Origin of the sequence: Enterococcus sp. DIV0901a, assembly GCF_051711525.1 — a bacterium.
Lineage (GTDB): Bacteria > Bacillota > Bacilli > Lactobacillales > Enterococcaceae > Enterococcus_B > Enterococcus_B faecium.
The window spans coordinates 1,663,177-1,681,381 of sequence record NZ_JBIOMW010000001.1; the positions used below are offsets into that span (position 1 = coordinate 1,663,177).

General features: G+C 38.2%; 14 protein-coding genes. 7 read left to right on the forward strand and 7 right to left on the reverse strand.

Annotated features, from left to right (window positions below):
* Positions 1-118: 118 nt before the first annotated feature.
* The 3 genes from IGL70_RS07960 to IGL70_RS07970 all read right to left on the reverse strand — a co-directional run bounded on the left by IGL70_RS07960 (position 119) and on the right by IGL70_RS07970 (position 4,170).
* Complete coding sequence (locus IGL70_RS07960; RefSeq protein WP_002303731.1) at positions 119-2,434, reverse strand: cation-translocating P-type ATPase; 2,316 nt, start codon at positions 2,432-2,434, stop codon at positions 119-121.
* A 184-nt stretch (positions 2,435-2,618) separates the two neighbouring features.
* Positions 2,619-3,479: a DUF368 domain-containing protein gene (locus tag IGL70_RS07965; RefSeq protein WP_104873791.1), complete on the reverse strand. Its 861-nt coding sequence runs from the start codon at positions 3,477-3,479 to the stop codon at positions 2,619-2,621.
* 58 nt (positions 3,480-3,537) lie between these two features.
* The gene (locus IGL70_RS07970; protein ID WP_002289460.1) at positions 3,538-4,170 is read right to left on the reverse strand and encodes a lysozyme family protein; all 633 of its coding nucleotides are present in this window, start codon (positions 4,168-4,170) and stop codon (positions 3,538-3,540) included.
* A 166-nt stretch (positions 4,171-4,336) separates the two neighbouring features.
* Here IGL70_RS07970 and IGL70_RS07975 point away from each other — a divergent pair, with 166 nt between their 5' ends.
* Both IGL70_RS07975 and mprF read left to right on the forward strand, forming a co-directional pair.
* Positions 4,337-5,098, forward strand: coding sequence for an alpha/beta fold hydrolase (locus tag IGL70_RS07975; RefSeq protein WP_002289461.1), 762 nt, complete (start codon positions 4,337-4,339; stop codon positions 5,096-5,098).
* 25 nt (positions 5,099-5,123) lie between these two features.
* Positions 5,124-7,715: a bifunctional lysylphosphatidylglycerol flippase/synthetase MprF gene (gene mprF, locus IGL70_RS07980; protein WP_002300997.1), complete on the forward strand. Its 2,592-nt coding sequence runs from the start codon at positions 5,124-5,126 to the stop codon at positions 7,713-7,715.
* Between the two features lie 187 nt (positions 7,716-7,902).
* On the opposite strand, the gene tuf is transcribed toward mprF, so the two are convergent.
* Positions 7,903-9,090 (reverse strand): elongation factor Tu, encoded by a 1,188-nt coding sequence (gene tuf / locus IGL70_RS07985; protein ID WP_002289463.1) that lies wholly within the window; start codon positions 9,088-9,090, stop codon positions 7,903-7,905.
* A gap of 367 nt (positions 9,091-9,457) precedes the next feature.
* Between tuf and IGL70_RS07990 the strand changes: the two genes are divergently transcribed.
* Positions 9,458-9,814, forward strand: coding sequence for a YxeA family protein (locus tag IGL70_RS07990; protein WP_002289464.1), 357 nt, complete (start codon positions 9,458-9,460; stop codon positions 9,812-9,814).
* 240 nt (positions 9,815-10,054) lie between these two features.
* Here the strand turns inward: IGL70_RS07990 and IGL70_RS07995 are convergent, their stop codons facing one another.
* The gene (locus IGL70_RS07995; protein WP_104765457.1) at positions 10,055-11,059 is read right to left on the reverse strand and encodes a nucleoid-associated protein; all 1,005 of its coding nucleotides are present in this window, start codon (positions 11,057-11,059) and stop codon (positions 10,055-10,057) included.
* A 165-nt stretch (positions 11,060-11,224) separates the two neighbouring features.
* Between IGL70_RS07995 and IGL70_RS08000 the strand changes: the two genes are divergently transcribed.
* The 3 genes from IGL70_RS08000 (at position 11,225) to IGL70_RS08010 (ending at position 13,229) form a co-directional block, all read left to right on the forward strand.
* A complete protein-coding gene (locus IGL70_RS08000) occupies positions 11,225-12,076 on the forward strand; it encodes an aldo/keto reductase (RefSeq protein ID WP_002319269.1) in 852 nt (283 codons plus the stop codon).
* A gap of 16 nt (positions 12,077-12,092) precedes the next feature.
* Positions 12,093-12,338: a hypothetical protein gene (locus IGL70_RS08005; RefSeq protein ID WP_002289275.1), complete on the forward strand. Its 246-nt coding sequence runs from the start codon at positions 12,093-12,095 to the stop codon at positions 12,336-12,338.
* Between the two features lie 186 nt (positions 12,339-12,524).
* On the forward strand, positions 12,525-13,229 hold the full coding sequence (locus IGL70_RS08010) for a hypothetical protein (protein WP_002289272.1): 705 nt from the start codon (positions 12,525-12,527) through the stop codon (positions 13,227-13,229).
* A gap of 329 nt (positions 13,230-13,558) precedes the next feature.
* On the opposite strand, the gene IGL70_RS08015 is transcribed toward IGL70_RS08010, so the two are convergent.
* Complete coding sequence (locus IGL70_RS08015; protein WP_104765456.1) at positions 13,559-16,000, reverse strand: hydroxymethylglutaryl-CoA reductase, degradative; 2,442 nt, start codon at positions 15,998-16,000, stop codon at positions 13,559-13,561.
* 184 nt (positions 16,001-16,184) lie between these two features.
* Between IGL70_RS08015 and IGL70_RS08020 the strand changes: the two genes are divergently transcribed.
* Positions 16,185-17,339 (forward strand): hydroxymethylglutaryl-CoA synthase, encoded by a 1,155-nt coding sequence (locus tag IGL70_RS08020; protein WP_002289270.1) that lies wholly within the window; start codon positions 16,185-16,187, stop codon positions 17,337-17,339.
* A gap of 21 nt (positions 17,340-17,360) precedes the next feature.
* On the opposite strand, the gene IGL70_RS08025 is transcribed toward IGL70_RS08020, so the two are convergent.
* Positions 17,361-18,113, reverse strand: a complete 753-nt coding sequence (locus IGL70_RS08025) for a class I SAM-dependent methyltransferase (protein WP_002289269.1) — start codon at positions 18,111-18,113, stop codon at positions 17,361-17,363.
* Between the last annotated feature and the right edge of the window lie 92 nt (positions 18,114-18,205).

The window sequence follows — 18,205 nt, forward strand, 5'->3', positions numbered from 1 at the left end:
CGGTAAAAAATCGCACTAACTGAAATCAGTGCGATTTTAAAGGACACAATTATACATGTTTGATTGTATCATATTTCATTGCTTTTTCAAGTATAACACATTTCTATCTCATTAAGCATCAATTTGCTACTCTTTTCAGTAACTGATTTTGAATATCAGCCTTCCAGTACAATACTCGAAGAACAATATTTACGAGCATGAATACAAAGAAGTATCCTACGCTCTCTCCCAACCCTAAGTTTACTTCCAAAATTCCATGGAACAGCATTGCAGCTACATATATCCCTACGATCGTCGTTACTGCTAGGAAGATGCGCAATGGGTTGAAGGGATAACAAGCTTTTACAACTGCCATGCAACTGATCCCAATCAGCAAGTAATACATCAAAGTAGTAGTTTCAGCATTTCCCCATGCGAATGTTTTTCCAAGTAGATACACCGCAATGATATTCACTACTACAAGCAAGGCATTTGGTAAAGCATTAATAAGTGCTGTAGGCAAATAACGGTAAGTGATTTTTCTTTTATCTTGTTCAAAAGATAAAAAGAAGGAAGGATACCCTTCAATCGCTAAATCAATCAGCGTGATTTGGATAGGGATAAACGGAAATCCAATTGCTGTAACGGCACATATAATCGATAAAATAAATGAATAAATCGTTTTGATAAAAAAGATGCCTGAGACTTTCGTCACATTGTTGACCACTCGTCGTCCTTCAAACAGGACTTCTGGCAATGTAGTAAAATCAGAGTCCAACAATACCAGATTCGCAATCTGACGTGTTGCTCCATCACCTTCTGCCATAGCAATGCTGCAATCTGCTTCTCTTAACGCCAAAACATCATTCACACCGTCGCCTGTCATTGCAACCGTTCTGCCGCTTTCTTTCAATTCATTTACCAGCAATTTCTTTTGCTGAGGACTCACTCGTCCAAAAACCGTATAGCGATGAGCAGCTTCTCGCACTTCCATTTCTTCAGTAATTTGAGAAAGATCGACATACGCATCATAATTCGGTAATCCTGCACGTCTAGCGATATTGGAGACAGTAAAAGGATTGTCTCCAGAAATCACTTTCAGATCCACACCTTCCTCATGAAGATAAGCTAGTGTTTCTTGAGCGTTTTTTCGGATTGGATCATCGATTTCAAACAGAGCAACCGGCTCAACAAATGCTGGTTTTTCTTCGTTCAATTGCTGATTTGGAGCGATCCCCAACATAAGTACGCGATATCCATTCGCTTGGGCTGTTTTTAGACTGTCCGGAAGCCGATCTTCTTCCACCAACCGTTCAGGCGCTCCTACGTACACGACTCCCAGTTCTGGAAATTCCATCGCGCCCCATTTGCGATCAGAAGAAAATGCGACTTTGTTTGTCACATCATACCGATTAGAAAGCTCAAAATAATCTCTCATAGCCCGCATAGTGATGTTGTTATCACTGCTTTCTGCCAGATACGTCCCCATAATTTCTGGGATGGCTTTCTCGTACAGCGGATGTAGTGCTTCTACCCGCTGGATACTCATTTTTCCTTCAGTAATGGTCCCTGTTTTATCCAAGCATAATGTATCGACATGGGCCAGCGTTTCAATTGAATACATGTCTTGAACAAGGATTCGTTTTTTTGCCAGTTTGGTTACCCCTGTCGTTAATGCAATACTTATTAGCAATACCAAACCCTTTGGAAGCATACCTAACAAAGCTGCTGCAGATGCAATAACAGAAATTTTGATAGAAGCATCTCGGATGAACAGTGCTTCCAAAAATAGTATGATCCCCAAAGGAATAATCACGAAACTAGTGAATTTGGATACTTTGCGAATCGAATCTACAAGTTCAGAACGAATAGCTTTGTGAGTCTTTGCCTCGCTAGTCAAGCGGACAGCATAATTATCTGCACCTACTCGGATAACTTCAGCCATGACAGAACCGCTTGTCAAAAAGCTTCCAGAAAGCAATTCAGCTCCAGTTTCTTTGACAATCAAATCAGATTCGCCTGTCAAAAGAGCTTCATTTGCTTCTGCCCGTCCAGATATAACCTGTAAATCGGCTGGTATCTGTTCTCCTGCTCCGATTTTTACCAAATCTCCTAATACCAGCTCTTTAGTAGAAATCGATTGTTCTTTACCGTCCCGGATCACTAGTACTTCTGATTGGGAAACAATCGATAATTTCCGTACAAGATTTCTTGCATGTATTTCTTGATAAATTCCAATAACGATATTGACGACAATAATTGCTAAATACGCCATGTTGGAATACGCACCTACAAATAACAGACAAATCCCAATACCAAAGTTCAGAAAATTGAATAACGTCAATATATTATCGCTGAATATTTGTTTTGTACTTTTTGATGCATCTTCCTGGTAGTCATTTTGCTGGCCAGAAGCCATTTTCTGAACTACCTCTTGCTGTGTAAGTCCATTCATTTTCTTTTTCTCCATTTTCCGCCAACTTTCAAAAATAATCACGTGTTTAAGTCTAGCGTGTTCCAAGATTAAAAACAACTTGTTTTTATAAAATTTATAGAAAAACACACGAATGATTTTACAAAAAAGATGCCAACCTTTTTGTTTGAATCACCCGTGTGCTGTTTTTATTATCAATCTATCTTTACTTATATTGTTCCTCCAAACGGCTCATCCACCAACCTAGTGCTGTACCGACTATAAAAAGAACAGGACAAGCTAGTACCCCAGCAACTCCCAATCCCGCGTAATCGGTAGGAATGATCATAATCGTTGAAGCAAAAACTACACCTAAAATGAAATGGAATAGCTTGCTATATGCCTTTGAGAAAATGTAATCCATGATTTTTGACAATCCAAGAACACAAAGAATCCCACCAATTCCGATCGGCACAATCACTTCAAGTCGTACTTCTTTAAATCCGTCAGCCATCGCTTTATACAATCCCATATACACCAAAAAATTAGAAGGGCTCAATCCTGGGACGATCATACCCAAACCAATCAATCCGCCGGCAATCAGCCATGTTCCAAAATTCTGATCGACTTGCCCGTCAAATAATTGAGCGCCGTATAATAAAAACAAATAAGCCAGAACAAAAGTAACAACCATGATGATCACATCAGAAGTATCTCTTCCTTTTTTTCCTGCTTCTTTCCATAACGCAGGAACAGTTCCAGCGATACATCCGACAAAAAACCATAATATCGTTGTTTCATACGCACCTAATAAAAAACTGACTAAAAAAGAAAGTAGAAAGATGCCTGTCACTCCGCCTAGACCAACAGGCAGAAAAAACAAAACATTTTCTTTGAAATTTTTTGTAAGGTGGGCTAAAAAAGAAATCAGCCGCTCATACATGCCAAAGACAGCTGCTAATGCACCACCGCTGACTCCTGGCAAGATAAATCCTGAACCGATAAACATTCCCTTCACAAACCGTAACATCCAGTCTTTGGTTGTGTACCCCACTTTTTGATTTTCCATTTTTTGCCTTTTTTCCACTATTTGCGCACTCCTTCTTTCAACTAATTTTATTCATGATTGAACATTTCCTGCTATTTTACTTAAAGACTTTTTCATAGGTCTCTATTATTTTTTCATTCATTTTGACAATATCAGGATAAAACATGTTACCTCCATTATGATAGAGATAGCCGCCATTGTAAAGCAAGGACTGGATCCGCCAATATCGGTATTGTTTCCCTTCCTCATTTCCTAAAAGTGGGCTCAGCACATCTTTAGAATACGCTTCTGCTAATTCTACTGTGTTTTCTCCGCCATGATTTTTTACATAGGCAATATAATCTTTCCCAAAATTATATGCTTGGACAGCTGTCCATAAATCGCATCCTTGTTTCTTTGCTTCTACTATCATTTCCGCCAAATATTTGACACCTTGATCAATACTGTCAGCTGGATTATCAATGATCTCAGCTTCTCCATGCAGACTTTCCGAGCTCTGCATGAGATCTGTCCCTTTTCCTTTTGATTCGGTCAATATTATCGCCTTGATCAAATTCTCGTAGTTTTCCATATGATAATTTTTTGCAGCTGTTGTTATTTCTATTTGATAGCTTTCCACTCGTTTTACCGAACGATAAGTTCTTCCTCCTAAAAACAACACCGCACCAATAACCGTCAGAATGATCATGTAAAAAAGAATACGGATAATAGATAATCGTTTTCGCTTCATTTCATCACCTAGTTATTTTGACATCTTTTTTTATCTTACTATTTCTTTATCTTCTTGGCTATTTCTTCCTTGATTTCTGTGTACGCCTTAAGAAAAAATGAATTTTCCTGTATTTTTTGTCATCTTACGAAAATGATCGTTGTTTTTCAGTAAAAACAATTGCCCAATGACTGATATAATCGTTATACTTTACACAGTAGGTGATTATGTGAAAAAAGAAAAGAAATATGCAAAAATGCCAGATGGGAGCGAAATTTACTATGAAAAGAGCGGTCAAGGCTTCCCTCTCTTTTTACTGCATGGCAATGACGGCAGCGGCCGCTTTTTTTCAGAACAGGTCCCTGTACTCGAACGCTACTATACCGTGTATCTAGTAGATAGCCGAGGACATGGTCGTTCGACAAACGAAGCATCTATGTTGAATTTTCAGTTAATGGCCGAGGATCTGAATACGATCATGTTGCTGGAAAAAATCGATCAGGCAGATTTTCTTGGATTTAGTGATGGAGCAAATCTAGCACTGGTATTTGCCAGCAGCTTCCCTAAAAAAGTTCATCGATTGATTTTAAATTCTGGAAACACGCTTGTTAAAGGCGTTCGTTTTTCTGCCAGAGTCATCAGTAATATTCATTATGCATGGGTATGGTTACTCTCTTTATTTCGCCCAAGTCTTCGCAAAAATCTTTTAGTTATCAAACTTTTGCTGCATGACATCGGGCTTACAGAAAATGATTTAAAAAAAATCAACTCCCCCACTTTGATCATCGTGGGAAAAAAAGATGTAATCAAGCTAAAACATTCTTTGTATATAGCTAAAACTATACCAAAAGCTTCCTTTGTGCTTGTGAAAGAACAAGGACATGAATTAGCTAGAAAAGATCCTGAACGCTTCAATCGAGAAGTTCTTCAATTTCTTTCTGAAACATAACTATTAGGAATAGAAGGTGATTTATTTGTTAAAAAATACCATACAATGGCTGAAAAACCACCTAGGACTGTTCAAAACAATCTTTTTGATTTCTGTCATTGTCATTATTGTCGGTGAATTGATGTCCATCGGTAAAACTCTATCTATCCAGCAATTAGGAGAAACGTTTGCCACTATACCTGTATGGAAAAGCGGACTTATGCTGTTGATTGGTCTTGTCTCTGTGTTACCTATGATTGGTTATGATATTATTTTGAATCGGATGCTTGAACAAAAGCAGAATCCTCGTTACTTGTTTGAGACAAGCTGGCTGATCAATACAATCAACAATATTGCCGGTTTCGGCGGGTTTGTTAGTGTGGGGCTTCGCTCTGAACTATATGGACAAAAGAAAGAGAGCAGAAACGTGATCCAAGCATTATCGAAAGTTTTCTTGTTTTTGATGGCTGGACTTTCTATTTACAGTCTGCTTTCTTTTTTACTTGTAGTCTTCACGCCAGTTGCTCCTTTTTTGAAGCAATATTGGATATGGTTGATCGGCGGCGGTCTATATTTTCCTGTCGTCTTTTTATTTACTACTTTCAAAAAGAAAGGATTCCTTGGTGGTACCTCACTTAAAACTCAAGGACAGCTATTGCTAGTTTCATTGTTGGAATGGACCGGTGTCCTGTTTAGTTTCCTTTCTGTTGGTTATTTAATGGAAATCCGGATTGATCTGTGGCAAACAATTCCGTTATTCATTGCTGCTTCAGTGATAGGAATCGTGTCTATGATTCCAGGAGAAATTGGGAGTTTCGATGTAATGATGATTATCGGGTTGTCCGCTATTGGTGTGCCAAGAGAAATAGTCGTTGTGTGGATCTTGCTCTATCGCCTGTTCTACTACATCATTCCGTTTTTGATTGGAATCGTCTTTTTCTTCAAAAATATCGGTTCCACTTTTGATCAGCGTTATTCTGGTATCCCTAAACAATTAGCAACAGAAATTGCGCATAAAATCGTGGTTGTCTTATTATACTTTTCTGGAATCATGCTAGTACTTTCTGCCACTATCCCGCAAGCTTTTACAGAGTTTCGCTGGCTTCATAGTTTGAACCCATTGAAATTTCATTTTATTATCCAATTTCCTAGTATACTATTGGGATTTCTTTTAATCATTATGGGCAGAGGGATCGCAGCACGTGTGAAACGAGCATATTTGCCTACAATCTTCTTGATTGTTCTAGCTTTACTTTATGTTTTATTAAGTGATTTTAGTTTCACACCGGTGGTTTTCTTGTCTATTCTGCTTCTGATCATTCTTGCTTCTAAAAACGAATTATTTCGGGAACAATTGATCTATTCATGGGAGTGGCGTACGATCGATGGAATCATTATTGGTGCACTGTCCTTGCTTTACATCGTTATTGGGGTATACAATCTGCCGGATTTCCCTCATCGGCGTCACCATTTTATTTCCTTTTTCTTATTTCCTTCTGAAAAGATTTGGTTTTCGGGATTGTTGGCCATCATCGCTGTTAGTTTCATGATCGTTCTATTTGTTCATTTCCTTCAAGGAGAAAAGAAACAGATTGGCGAAGCCTTTAATGAAGAAAAGGCCCTGAAGATCCTTACAACTTATGGAGGAAACTCCGATAGTCAATTGATCTTCTTAAAAGATAAGCGGATGTTTGCCTATGAAAAAGACGGTGAACCAACTGTTCTTCTCCAATTCGCTTGCTTCAATAATAAATGTATTGTAATGGGTGATCCTTCTGGTAAGAAAGAAGATTTTCCAGAAGCAATCGAAGCTTTTATCGAAGAAACAGATCGACTATGCTATTTACCAGTTTTCTACGAAACAAGCGAAGAGATTGTTATGATTTTGCATGAATTCGGCTACGATTTCATTAAGATGGGGGAAGAAGCTTATGTAGACCTGAATAGTTTTACAACTTCAGGGAAAAAAATGAAGGGCACTCGTGCTGTCTTGAATCGGATCGAACGAGAAGGATTTACATTTGATGTCTTACAACCACCATTTTCTACTGAGCAAATGAGTACTTTCAAAAATATCTCTGATAATTGGTTGGGTTCACGAAAGGAAAAAGGGTTTTCTTTAGGCTTTTTCTCTGAAGATTATCTACAAAGAGCGCCTATTGCAGTTGTCAAAAATACCCAAGAAGAAATTGTCGCTTTTGCAACGATCATGCCTACTTACACGAACAATAAAGTAGGAACGATTGATCTGATGCGATATGATCCTAAAAAAGCACCTTCTGGCAGTATGGATTTCTTGTTCTTGCATTTGTTTGCCTATATGAAAGAAGAACATATCCAATGGTTCAATTTAGGGATGGCCCCTCTTTCAAATGTCGGAACTTCCAGAAAGAGTTTTTTACAGGAAAGGATTGCATACTTGGTTTACGAGTTTGGTTCTCATTTTTATTCTTTCCATGGATTAAGAGAATATAAAAGCAAGTACGCTACAAACTGGGTCTCACGTTATACTCTATATTCTAGAGATAGTTGGATTGCATATGTTATGATTGCTTTGCTGATTATTGATAATGCGCCAGTTGAGCAGACACAAGGTAGAATAAGTGGTTTGAAAAAATGGATACGAAGAAAGTATTAAAAACTGCATACCGATAGATGAACACTCTCATGATGAATAAAAGAGACTGAAGTAAAACGAAAGTTCATGCTTCTACAATCTCTTCTTATACAATTGAAGAACAAAGAGCGGTCCAAACAGAAATCCTGTTTGGACCGCTCTTTTATTTTAAACATTTTTCATTACCAAAATATTCGAGTCGCGTTTCTTATGCTTCGATCTCTGTAACGATACCTGAACCTACTGTCCGTCCGCCTTCACGAATTGAGAATGTCGTTCCGTTTTCAACAGCGATTGGATGGATCAAGTCAACATCAATCGTCACGTTGTCACCAGGCATGACCATTTCTGTATCTTCTGGCAATGTGATTGTTCCTGTAACATCAGTTGTGCGGAAGTAGAATTGTGGACGATAGTTGTTGAAGAATGGAGTATGACGTCCACCTTCTTCTTTTGTCAACACGTACACTTCTGCTTTGAATTTTGTATGTGGAGTAATGGAACCTGGTTTAGCAAGCACTTGTCCACGTTCGATATCGTCACGTTGGATCCCCCGTAACAACACGCCTACGTTATCCCCAGCTTCCCCGTAATCTAACGTTTTACGGAACATTTCTACACCTGTTACAACTGCTTTTTGTGTTTCAGGTTTGATCCCTACGATCTCTACCTCATCACCGACACGAACAGCACCACGATCAATACGACCTGAGGCAACAGTTCCTCGACCTGTAATTGAGAAGACGTCTTCCACTGGCAATAGTAATGGTTTATCTGTATCACGTTCTGGTGTTGGGATATATTCATCTACTGTATCCATCAATTCCATAATAGCAGCTTCAGCATCTGGATCGCCTTGCAATGCTTTTAATGCGGAACCTTTGATCACAGGAGTGTCATCGCCTGGGAAACCATATTCGCTCAATAACTCGCGAACTTCCATTTCTACCAAATCGATCAATTCTTCATCATCGACTAAATCAACTTTGTTCAAGAAAACAATCAGGTATTTTACACCAACTTGGCGTGACAATAAAATGTGTTCACGTGTTTGAGGCATCGGACCGTCAGTTGCAGAAACAACTAAGATTGCACCATCCATTTGTGCTGCCCCTGTAATCATGTTTTTCACATAGTCCGCGTGTCCTGGTGCATCAATATGCGCGTAGTGGCGTTTTTCTGTTTCATATTCTACGTGTGCGGTATTGATCGTAATCCCACGTTCACGTTCTTCTGGAGCTGCATCAATACTAGCATAGTCTTGAGGATTTGCTAGACCTTTTTTGCCTAATACTGTAGTGATCGCAGCAGTTAAAGTAGTTTTCCCATGGTCAACGTGTCCAATCGTACCAATGTTAACGTGTGGTTTACTTCTGTCATAATGTTCTTTTGCCATAATTTACAAACCTCCTAAATAATATAGATCACTGAAAAATTTCAGCTCTCACCTTTTTATTATAGTCTTTTTTTGACTAAATCAAAAAGAATACGTCCGACTTACTTTTTGTAAGATTCGAACTAAGCTTATTATACGTCAATATTGGTCAAAGTCAACTAAGAGCACTCGTCTGTCTTATACGCGAAAAAAGTACCTTTTATAAATAAAAAAATGTGTTTTTTGAGAAAAACTTCAAGATAGTCCTTAACTTTCTTTTGAAGCAATAAGAACAAAATGAGGAAAAGTTTAAAATTCAGCTGTTGCCAACAACTTTCAATAGACGAAATCTTCTATTTCGTTAATAATAAGGAAAGAGGTGAAGTACATGAAAAAATTAATTGGCGTACTTGTCGTTTTAGGCATATTTCTCGGCGGAAGTTTTGCAGCTTATCATTATTTTTACGGCGGCGAAGCTTATTATACAAAAATCACGACGAATGGCGAAATGTCAGCTACCCAAGCAGATAACGGAGAGAAATTCACGACTTATACCTACAAGCAAGCGGCTTATAATAAAGATGGTGAAAAAAAACAGGTGACGCTTCGCGAAGAAAGAGAACATCCATTAAAGATGAATGCGTATCTTAAACTCAAAGTCAATCCTCGTAAAGGTGTATTAAGCTGGGAAGAAATAAAGGCTTCTGAAGTGCCTAAAAATGCGGCAGAAAAAATCGATAATTAGTAAATGGTCTTAAAATTTTATTAGATAAAAAGAGGCTGGGACAGAAGCGTTTAACTCCAAGAAATAAGAAGGAGTTGCTTCTGCTTCCGCCGTTTATACGTGTTTAGAGCGTGAGACAAAAGTGTTCTTTACTTTTGTCTCACGCTCTTTTTTTGTTATATTCGTCTTTTCCGATCCTTCTCTTGACACAATTCATTTAACTGATCACTGGTACTTGAACACCTAATGTTCTAGTCATTTTTATAAACGATTCAATACTTCATCCACATTTTTGATCATCACGGATATCGTACCATCCGGATTATTCACAAATTCAATCAAATCTGGGTTGCGATATACATCTACTGGTACGATCAGTTCGATCCCGTTTGATAGCTTGAATTTTTGTTTTCCAAATTTTTTCTCAGAAATTTCTTGTACTTCTTTTACAGGAGGTGCTTCTGGGACAAATCCTTGCTCTTGTACTTCTTCTTTAAAAGCCATTTTTGCCGTGATGTTTTCCTTGAAGACTTTTTCCGCAATCATCTCATGATCCAACCGACCTTTTTCTTCTATCGTATCATAGACAGCTTCTTTCAAATCAGCCATGATATCAAATTCGTCTGTCTCAAATTTTTTTCCAAGATGCTTGGCTACTTTTTGGATCACTTTTACATTTTCTTCTAAAGAAGGTGCAGGAACACTTTCGATCACTCTTCCAGAAAAATAAAGCTCTTTTTTGCCAGAAAACTCATATTTTTTTTCAATTAATTCGTAGGTCCAATCAGTCAAATTCACAGCGAATGCTTCATCTGCTTTTTGTGTTTTCGCCCCGAGAATTGCTCGATTCAAAATCAAGCGGTTGTCGATCCCTGCTTCGTCTGCTTCAACAAAGTGAGTGTAAGCCTCACGATAATTGACTTTCAATAAAGATAAGTACATCACTGTATCTAATTCATACAAAACAACAAATACATCTGCACTAGGTGCTTCTTCACTTTCTTGGTAGATATCGAACCACCGCTGAACGATTGCTTCACTTGCTTCCACAAAATTTTCTTGAGCGATTTTAAGTGATTCAACGATCATGCTTTCTTCTGCTAGTTGTCCAGTTTTTGTTTGAGCAGAAGAGATTTTTTGGATCTTCTTTTGAAGAAAATCACGAATATATTCTTTTGTCAGATCCAGCTCTTTTTGTGAAAAGACTGGAGAACCAGTTTCTCTGTCAATAATATGCAGAATTGCTTTTTTTAAATAGATATCCATTTTCTCATTCCCTTCTGTCTTAGTTTACGGAAAAAAAATCAAAAATACCAGAATCAAAATCATTTTCTTTTAAACAAAAATTTCAAGAGTAGAAACAAAATGGATTCTTTTTTTCGAAAAATGCGCTACACTTATAGTTGAACGAATAAAAAAGGAGCTGAAAGTATGAATTCATTAACAAGCACTTATCGTCTATCAAATGGTTACGAAATCCCGGTAGTAGGATTCGGCACATGGCAAACACCTGATGGGGATGTCGCTGTTTCCTCTGTTAAAGAAGCGCTGGCTGCAGGTTATCGCCATATCGATACTGCCCAAGGATACAAGAATGAAGAAAGTGTCGGCCAAGCGATTAAGGAAAGTGGAATTCCTAGAGAAGAGATATTCTTGACAACAAAATTATGGAATGCAAACCACAGCTATGAACTTGTGATGTCTTCTTTTGAAGAATCATTGAAGAAGCTCCAAACAGATTATTTAGATCTGTTTTTGATCCACTGGCCAAACCCTGTTGCTTTTCGTGATAATTGGGAACAAGCAAATGCAGATACATGGCGAGCATTTGAAGAACTGTATGAAGCAGGTAAAATCAAAGCAATCGGTGTGAGCAATTTCTTACCCCACCATCTAGATACACTAGCAAAAACAGCAAAAATTATGCCAATGGTCAATCAAGTTTTCCTTGCACCAGGCGAATTACAGCCAACTGTAGTTGAGTATGCAAAAAAACATGATATGATCCTCGAAGCATATAGTCCATTAGGCACTGGTAAAATCTTCGATGTGCCTGAAATGAAACAAATCGCTGAAGCACATGACAAGACGATTGCACAAGTTGCTTTGCGTTGGTCGCTGCAACACGAATTCCTTCCTCTTCCTAAGTCAGTGACACCAAGCAGAATCAAAGAAAATACTGAATTATTTGATTTTGAATTAACAGAAGAAGAAATGAAACAAATCGATCAGTTAGATGGTGTAGTCGGCAAAGCAAAAGACCCAGATACTACCCAATTTTAAGTCGAAAGGTGATTTTATGGATCCAATCGAACGCTTGAATTCTCTCTCGGAAGAAGTTACCCAGACTTTTCATTCCGATTTTGTCTTTTTGATCGATGCAGAGAAAATCCAACATTTTCCTGCAAGAAACTGGACACATGATCAAATCATCGAAGAACTGAAAAAACGGTTCGATCATTCGCTAATGGTCAAACCCTGGCACGAACATGAAGTCATTTATTCACCTGAACTACCTGTTTTTGCCTTGATACCGAAAAAATAGAAAGAATGGAACGGATTATGTATATATACATAATCCGTTCCATTTTTTATTTTTCTTTCAAAAAACGGGAAAATACGCAAATTTTTCTGTTGTAATTTGCGTATACGCAAGTTTTTTTGCATTACTCCTTTTCATTTGGCTGTTTTTTTCTTATAATCGAAAGGGTATGAGCGAAGGAGAGAACATATGAAGAAAAAACAGAAACAAAAATTATTAAATCAATTCCGTCCTTCATTGGATGGTGTAAGAGGACAATTATTCCGTTCTCTAGAAGAAGAGAGCTTGCGACGTTATGGTTTGCCGTTACAAGTCATGCTTGATCCCAAAAACCGTCAAATCTTAACGATCGGATTAGCTGGGAAAACAAATGAAGATACACGGATCAACGTGCCAATCGATGACAACTTCAATACTGTATTAAAGAGAATTCGTTCAGGAGAAAACGGGATTTTCGAACGATTCCGTGACAATCTTCTTATTGAAATCGTGTCTTACTGGAATGATCAACGATTGAAAAACGATGAACCAACTGCGCAAGCTGTTGCGACACCAGTTACAGAAGAAACAGTCAGTGTGCCAGAAGAAAAAACGGAAAAACCAAAAGCGGACACAACTGAAAATACACGCTCAACTGATACGAATGCCGCTTTAAGTTTTGCTGATTTTTCAAAAGCCGTTGCTGAGTATCCTAAATTTTACACAGAACAAAATGAACATGAAGTAGTTATTAATGAAAAAAATGCTGATGAACCTCGTAAATTAGCAACTATTTCTATGACTACTGAAAATGAGTTCGTTATCGAAAAAGCACTCGAACGGAAATACAAAGTCAAATTGACTTTGATTCCTTTGATCGAACAATTTGCAGCGACAGCGATTACTGATCGATAAAAATTCTATTTGTCATAAAAGGCTGGGATTTAAAATCCCAGCCTTTTTAGTCATATAATAATTTCTACAGCAAGTAAAAAGAAATTCCTTCTAACATCAGGCTCAAATATCAGCTTGACCTGTCCAACAAATCACCTATGATCCTACAATGTTAGGCGACTTCTCTTCTACCTGAAGATATCTTGAAGTTGCCTGATTTCTTAAGATGCCTAACCTTAACTATAAAAAATTCTAATAATAAACATATTTTCTGATAGAGAAAAAAGCAAGATCTGCAGTAAATAAAATAACTGTAAATCTTGCTTTATTCTTCTAAAGATATTGCTTTTTTATTTTTCCCGGATTTTTTCCAATATTTGTATAGCTGTCTGCTGGTTCATCTTTTCTGCTTCACGTAATTTTTTCGCAACTTGCTCGATTTCCTCACCAATAGCCCCAATTGAGATCGCTAATGAACGAGCTTGAAGTCCCATGTGGCCTTTTTGGATTCCTTCTGTAACTAATGCACGCAAAGCAGCCAGGTTTTGAGCTAACCCTACTGCAGCAATTACTTGTGCTAGTTCCTTGGCTGAATCAATATCTAACATAGCTAAAGATGCTTTTGCTTTTGGCAGGATATTGGAAGCTCCGCCTACTGTGGCAACAGCCAAAGGCACCGTTAGTTTTCCAACTAGTTTATCCCCTTTGATCTGCCAGTCTGTTAATCCTTGGTATAATCCATTTCTTGCCGCGTAGGCGTGGATCGAAGCGCTAACCGCACGTGTATCATTTCCTGTAGCTGCCACTACAGCTTCTATACCATTCATGATCCCTTTGTTGTGCGTTGCTGCACGGTAAGGGTCAAGCTTCGCATATTCCCCTGCCTGTTGGATTTTTTTGGCAATTTGTTCACCGATTTCTTTGTTTCTCCCTAAGCGTTCGAATGGGATTGCACAACAGGCAGAAGCCAATGATTCTGTAGCAAAATTACTTAAAATACTGAATAGAATCTCTTCTTCAGGGAACCACTCCCGTAACTTGTTTGCCACACTCTCAAGAATCGAGTTGATCATGTTAGCGCCCATTGCATCTTTTACATCCACTAAAAAATCAATAGATAAGTATGCATGGAAACTCCCCATGAATTCCCGAGTAGAGATATCTTGAACACCGCCCCCGCGTTTCACGATTGAAGGATAACTTTCATTTGCACAAAGAATCAGCTCTTCTTTTCGATGATTAACTGCATTGATCACTGCTTGATACTCCGATTTTCCTGATAGAACGATTTGCCCTCGCATCAGCCGCTGAGGTGTTTCTGCGCAGATATTTCCACAGATTTTTGCACCATTACTTGCAGCTGCAATGACAGATGGTTCCTCTGTTGCCATCGGAATCCATTTTTTCTTGCCATTGATTTGAAAATTCTGCGCGATGCCCATTGGGATTTCCACTTCACTCACTTGGTTTTCGATCATGTGATCGGAGAGCTCTTCAGAAAGTGTTTGTTCCTGAAAAATCAACGCAGTTTCTTGTGTCAATACATTTTTTTCTATTAATTGACTGCGCCGTTCAGATGGCGTAAGCTGATAAAACTTTTTTTTTTGCACATCCTTATGTGTTTGCTCCATATTCGCTTCTAACAAGACTGCCAAGCCTAAACCTCCACCAATACATAATGAAGCAATACCGTATCTCTTCTGTTCACGAAGCAATCCGTAAGCTAATGTAGTCAAGATACGTGCACCGCTTGCACCAATTGGATGGCCTAATGCGATTGCTCCTCCATATATATTGACCTTTTCTTCATCTAACTGCAGTTCTTGGCTAACTACGATAGAAGAAGCTGCAAATGCTTCATTGATCTCAAAAAGATCGATTGTTGATAAATTCATTCCTGATCTATCTGTCAATTTTTGAATGGCTTTGATTGGAGCGATTCCCATGATACTTGGGTCAATACCGACCTCCGCTACTTCTTTGATGGTTGCTAAATAAGGCAGATTATTATTTTCTGCGTATTCTTTGGATGCAAGGATCACCACAGAGGCACCGTCATTCAACGGGGAAGCATTTCCTGCTGTTACAGTTCCTTCTTCTGAGAATACTGTACGTAACGTGCCCAGTTTTTCCAATGTACTATTTCCACGAACTGCTTCATCCTCAGATAACACGTCTTCATCAGAAATCTTGACTGGGATGATTTCCTCAGAAAATACACCGGCTTCGACAGCATGTGCTGCTTTCAACTGGGACGACAAGGCATAGCGATCCTGCTCTTCTCTGCTCACAGAAAATTGTGTTGCAACCTTCTCTGCGGTTAATCCCATATGTGCATTTGAAAATGCGTCAGTCAATCCGTCGTTGACCATACTGGAAATTGGTTCACCATATTCATTTGTTTCTGACTGATACTGTTTCAGCATAGGTGCTTGAGACATACTCTCTGTTCCGCCGGCTATCACAAGTTCTGCTTCACCTAATTGGATCAGCTGGCGTGCTAAGATCACTGCTTTCATACCAGATCCGCAAACTTCATTGATCGTCATTGCTGGGACATCTACAGGGAGACCGCTGTTCAAAGCAATCTGTCTGGCAACATTTTGACCATTACCAGCTTGCAGGACATTTCCAAATATTACTTGATCGATTTTATCTTTTTTCAGTTTTGTTTTATCTAATAATCCTTTAGTCACAAGTGTGCCTAATTCAACTGCAGTAAATGGACTTAAACTTCCGCGATACTTTCCTATCGGCGTTCTTGCAGCATCTATCATAACGACTTCTTTCAAGTAAGCCACCTCCTACAAAAATATACCATTCTTTGCTGTAAAAACAAATAGCTCTTGTTCCAGTTATTTTTTTCTAAGATTAAATTTTAACAATCCTTAAATATTCTCTTTTTTATATTTCTTTTAATCTTTTTATGATACCTTAGTAAAGTAAGTTTTTTATCATAAGTAAAGAGGTGTTGAAATGAAAATAGGGATTGATCGTCTTTCCTTTTTTATTCCTAATTTATATTTAGATATGACAGAGTTGGCAGAAAGCCGTGGGGATGATCCTGCAAAATACCATATAGGGATTGGTCAAGACCAAATGGCAGTCAATCGTGCAAATGAAGACATCATTACACTAGGAGCAAATGCTGCCAGCAAAATCGTAACAGAAAAAGACCGTGAGCTAATCGACATGGTCATCGTCGGAACAGAATCCGGGATTGATCATTCAAAAGCGAGTGCGGTAATTATCCACCATTTACTGAAAATCCAATCTTTTGCTCGTTCTTTTGAAGTAAAAGAGGCTTGCTACGGTGGCACCGCAGCTTTGCACATGGCGAAAGAATATGTCAAAAATCATCCAGAACGAAAAGTACTAGTCATAGCAAGTGATATTGCTCGTTACGGCTTGGCAAGCGGTGGTGAAGTGACGCAAGGTGTCGGTGCTGTTGCGATGATGATCACTCAAAACCCGCGTATTTTATCGATTGAAGACGACAGCGTATTTCTGACAGAAGATATCTATGATTTCTGGCGTCCAGATTATAGCGAATTTCCTGTTGTTGATGGTCCTTTATCTAATTCTACGTATATCGAATCATTCCAAAAAGTTTGGAATCGACATAAAGAATTGTCGGGTCGAGGACTCGAAGATTATCAGGCGATTGCTTTCCATATTCCGTATACTAAGATGGGAAAAAAGGCATTGCAAAGCGTATTAGACCAAACAGACGAAGAAAATCAGGAACGTCTTATGGCTCGCTATGAAGAAAGCATCCGTTACAGCCGACGAATCGGTAATCTTTACACTGGTTCATTATACCTGGGGCTAACTTCTCTACTGGAAAATTCGAAATCACTACAGCCAGGAGATCGCATCGGTCTATTCAGCTACGGTTCTGGTGCAGTAAGTGAATTTTTTACAGGTTATCTGGAAGAAAACTATCAAGAATATCTCTTCGCACAATCTCATCAAGAGATGCTAGATTCTCGAACACGGATCACTGTTGACGAATATGAAACGATTTTCAGTGAGACGCTTCCTGAACACGGAGAATGTGCAGAATATACTTCAGATGTACCTTTTTCGATTACAAAGATCGAAAATGATATTCGTTACTACAAAATATAATAAAATCATAAAAAGAACCCTTCACGAGTCGTGAAAGGTTCTTTTTTTATCTGCGGACCAAAGGAGCAGTCTATAGGTCAGCTTAGTCGTACTAAGGATTTCTCGTTTTTCACTGAATAGTTTGCGAATGTACCTAGTCACAACAGGATCTTTTGCGTACGCGTCATAGTATAGCTTCATCAATTCTTCAGTAATTGATTCCTGTGTAAAATAAGTAAAATCTTTTTTCTTCACTTTGAATCCTTCATCAATTAAGTATGTTTCAAATTGATCCATTACAACTGGCGATGTATTAGGATCTTCTTCTATCATTCCTAGTTGCTTTTCGATAGGATAAAAAACATCATCGATTGATTCCACTACTCTGATTATCACGCACCATTTGCTTGACTTTTTCATCAATTTTTCTAATTGAATAAGATGTACCAATGCTGGATTTGCTGCTGTAAAAACCATTTCATATGTCTCATTTGATTGGATAAATTCTTCTAACGACTGTTTGATAAAGGAAACATTTGGCAACTCATTTTTTTCTGCTTCTTTTTTTGCATTTTCTAGCATTCCTGAAGAAAAATCGATCAAATCATAGCGATTAATTTCTTTTGCTAAGGAAAGAAATCTGCCAGATCCTCCAGCAACGTCTGCTGCTGTTTCAGCAGGCAGGACTTTCTCCGTTTTCAGATAATTTTTTACATCTTCAGCAATAGTTACTTGCGATTCTTGCTGGATTTCATAATATTCTTCAGCAAATTCATCCCATTCTTTTTCATTCATTTGATTTCCTCTAATTTTTTGTTATATGTTTTCACTTTTCGGAATAAATTATTCTCCTCTTTTATCTATTCTATCTCTTTTGATGAATAATA

Coding starts and splice junctions, on each gene's coding strand:
- tuf (WP_002289463.1), bottom strand. CDS start 9,090: ATGGCAAAAGAACATTATGACAGAAGTAAACCACACGTTAACATTGGT.
- IGL70_RS08020 (WP_002289270.1), top strand. CDS start 16,185: ATGAAAATAGGGATTGATCGTCTTTCCTTTTTTATTCCTAATTTATAT.
- IGL70_RS07960 (WP_002303731.1), bottom strand. CDS start 2,434: ATGAATGGACTTACACAGCAAGAGGTAGTTCAGAAAATGGCTTCTGGC.
- IGL70_RS07975 (WP_002289461.1), top strand. CDS start 4,337: ATGACTGATATAATCGTTATACTTTACACAGTAGGTGATTATGTGAAA.
- IGL70_RS08000 (WP_002319269.1), top strand. CDS start 11,225: ATGAATTCATTAACAAGCACTTATCGTCTATCAAATGGTTACGAAATC.
- IGL70_RS07990 (WP_002289464.1), top strand. CDS start 9,458: ATGAAAAAATTAATTGGCGTACTTGTCGTTTTAGGCATATTTCTCGGC.
- IGL70_RS07970 (WP_002289460.1), bottom strand. CDS start 4,170: ATGAAGCGAAAACGATTATCTATTATCCGTATTCTTTTTTACATGATC.
- IGL70_RS07995 (WP_104765457.1), bottom strand. CDS start 11,059: ATGGATATCTATTTAAAAAAAGCAATTCTGCATATTATTGACAGAGAA.
- IGL70_RS08025 (WP_002289269.1), bottom strand. CDS start 18,113: ATGAATGAAAAAGAATGGGATGAATTTGCTGAAGAATATTATGAAATC.
- IGL70_RS08010 (WP_002289272.1), top strand. CDS start 12,525: ATGAAGAAAAAACAGAAACAAAAATTATTAAATCAATTCCGTCCTTCA.
- IGL70_RS08005 (WP_002289275.1), top strand. CDS start 12,093: ATGGATCCAATCGAACGCTTGAATTCTCTCTCGGAAGAAGTTACCCAG.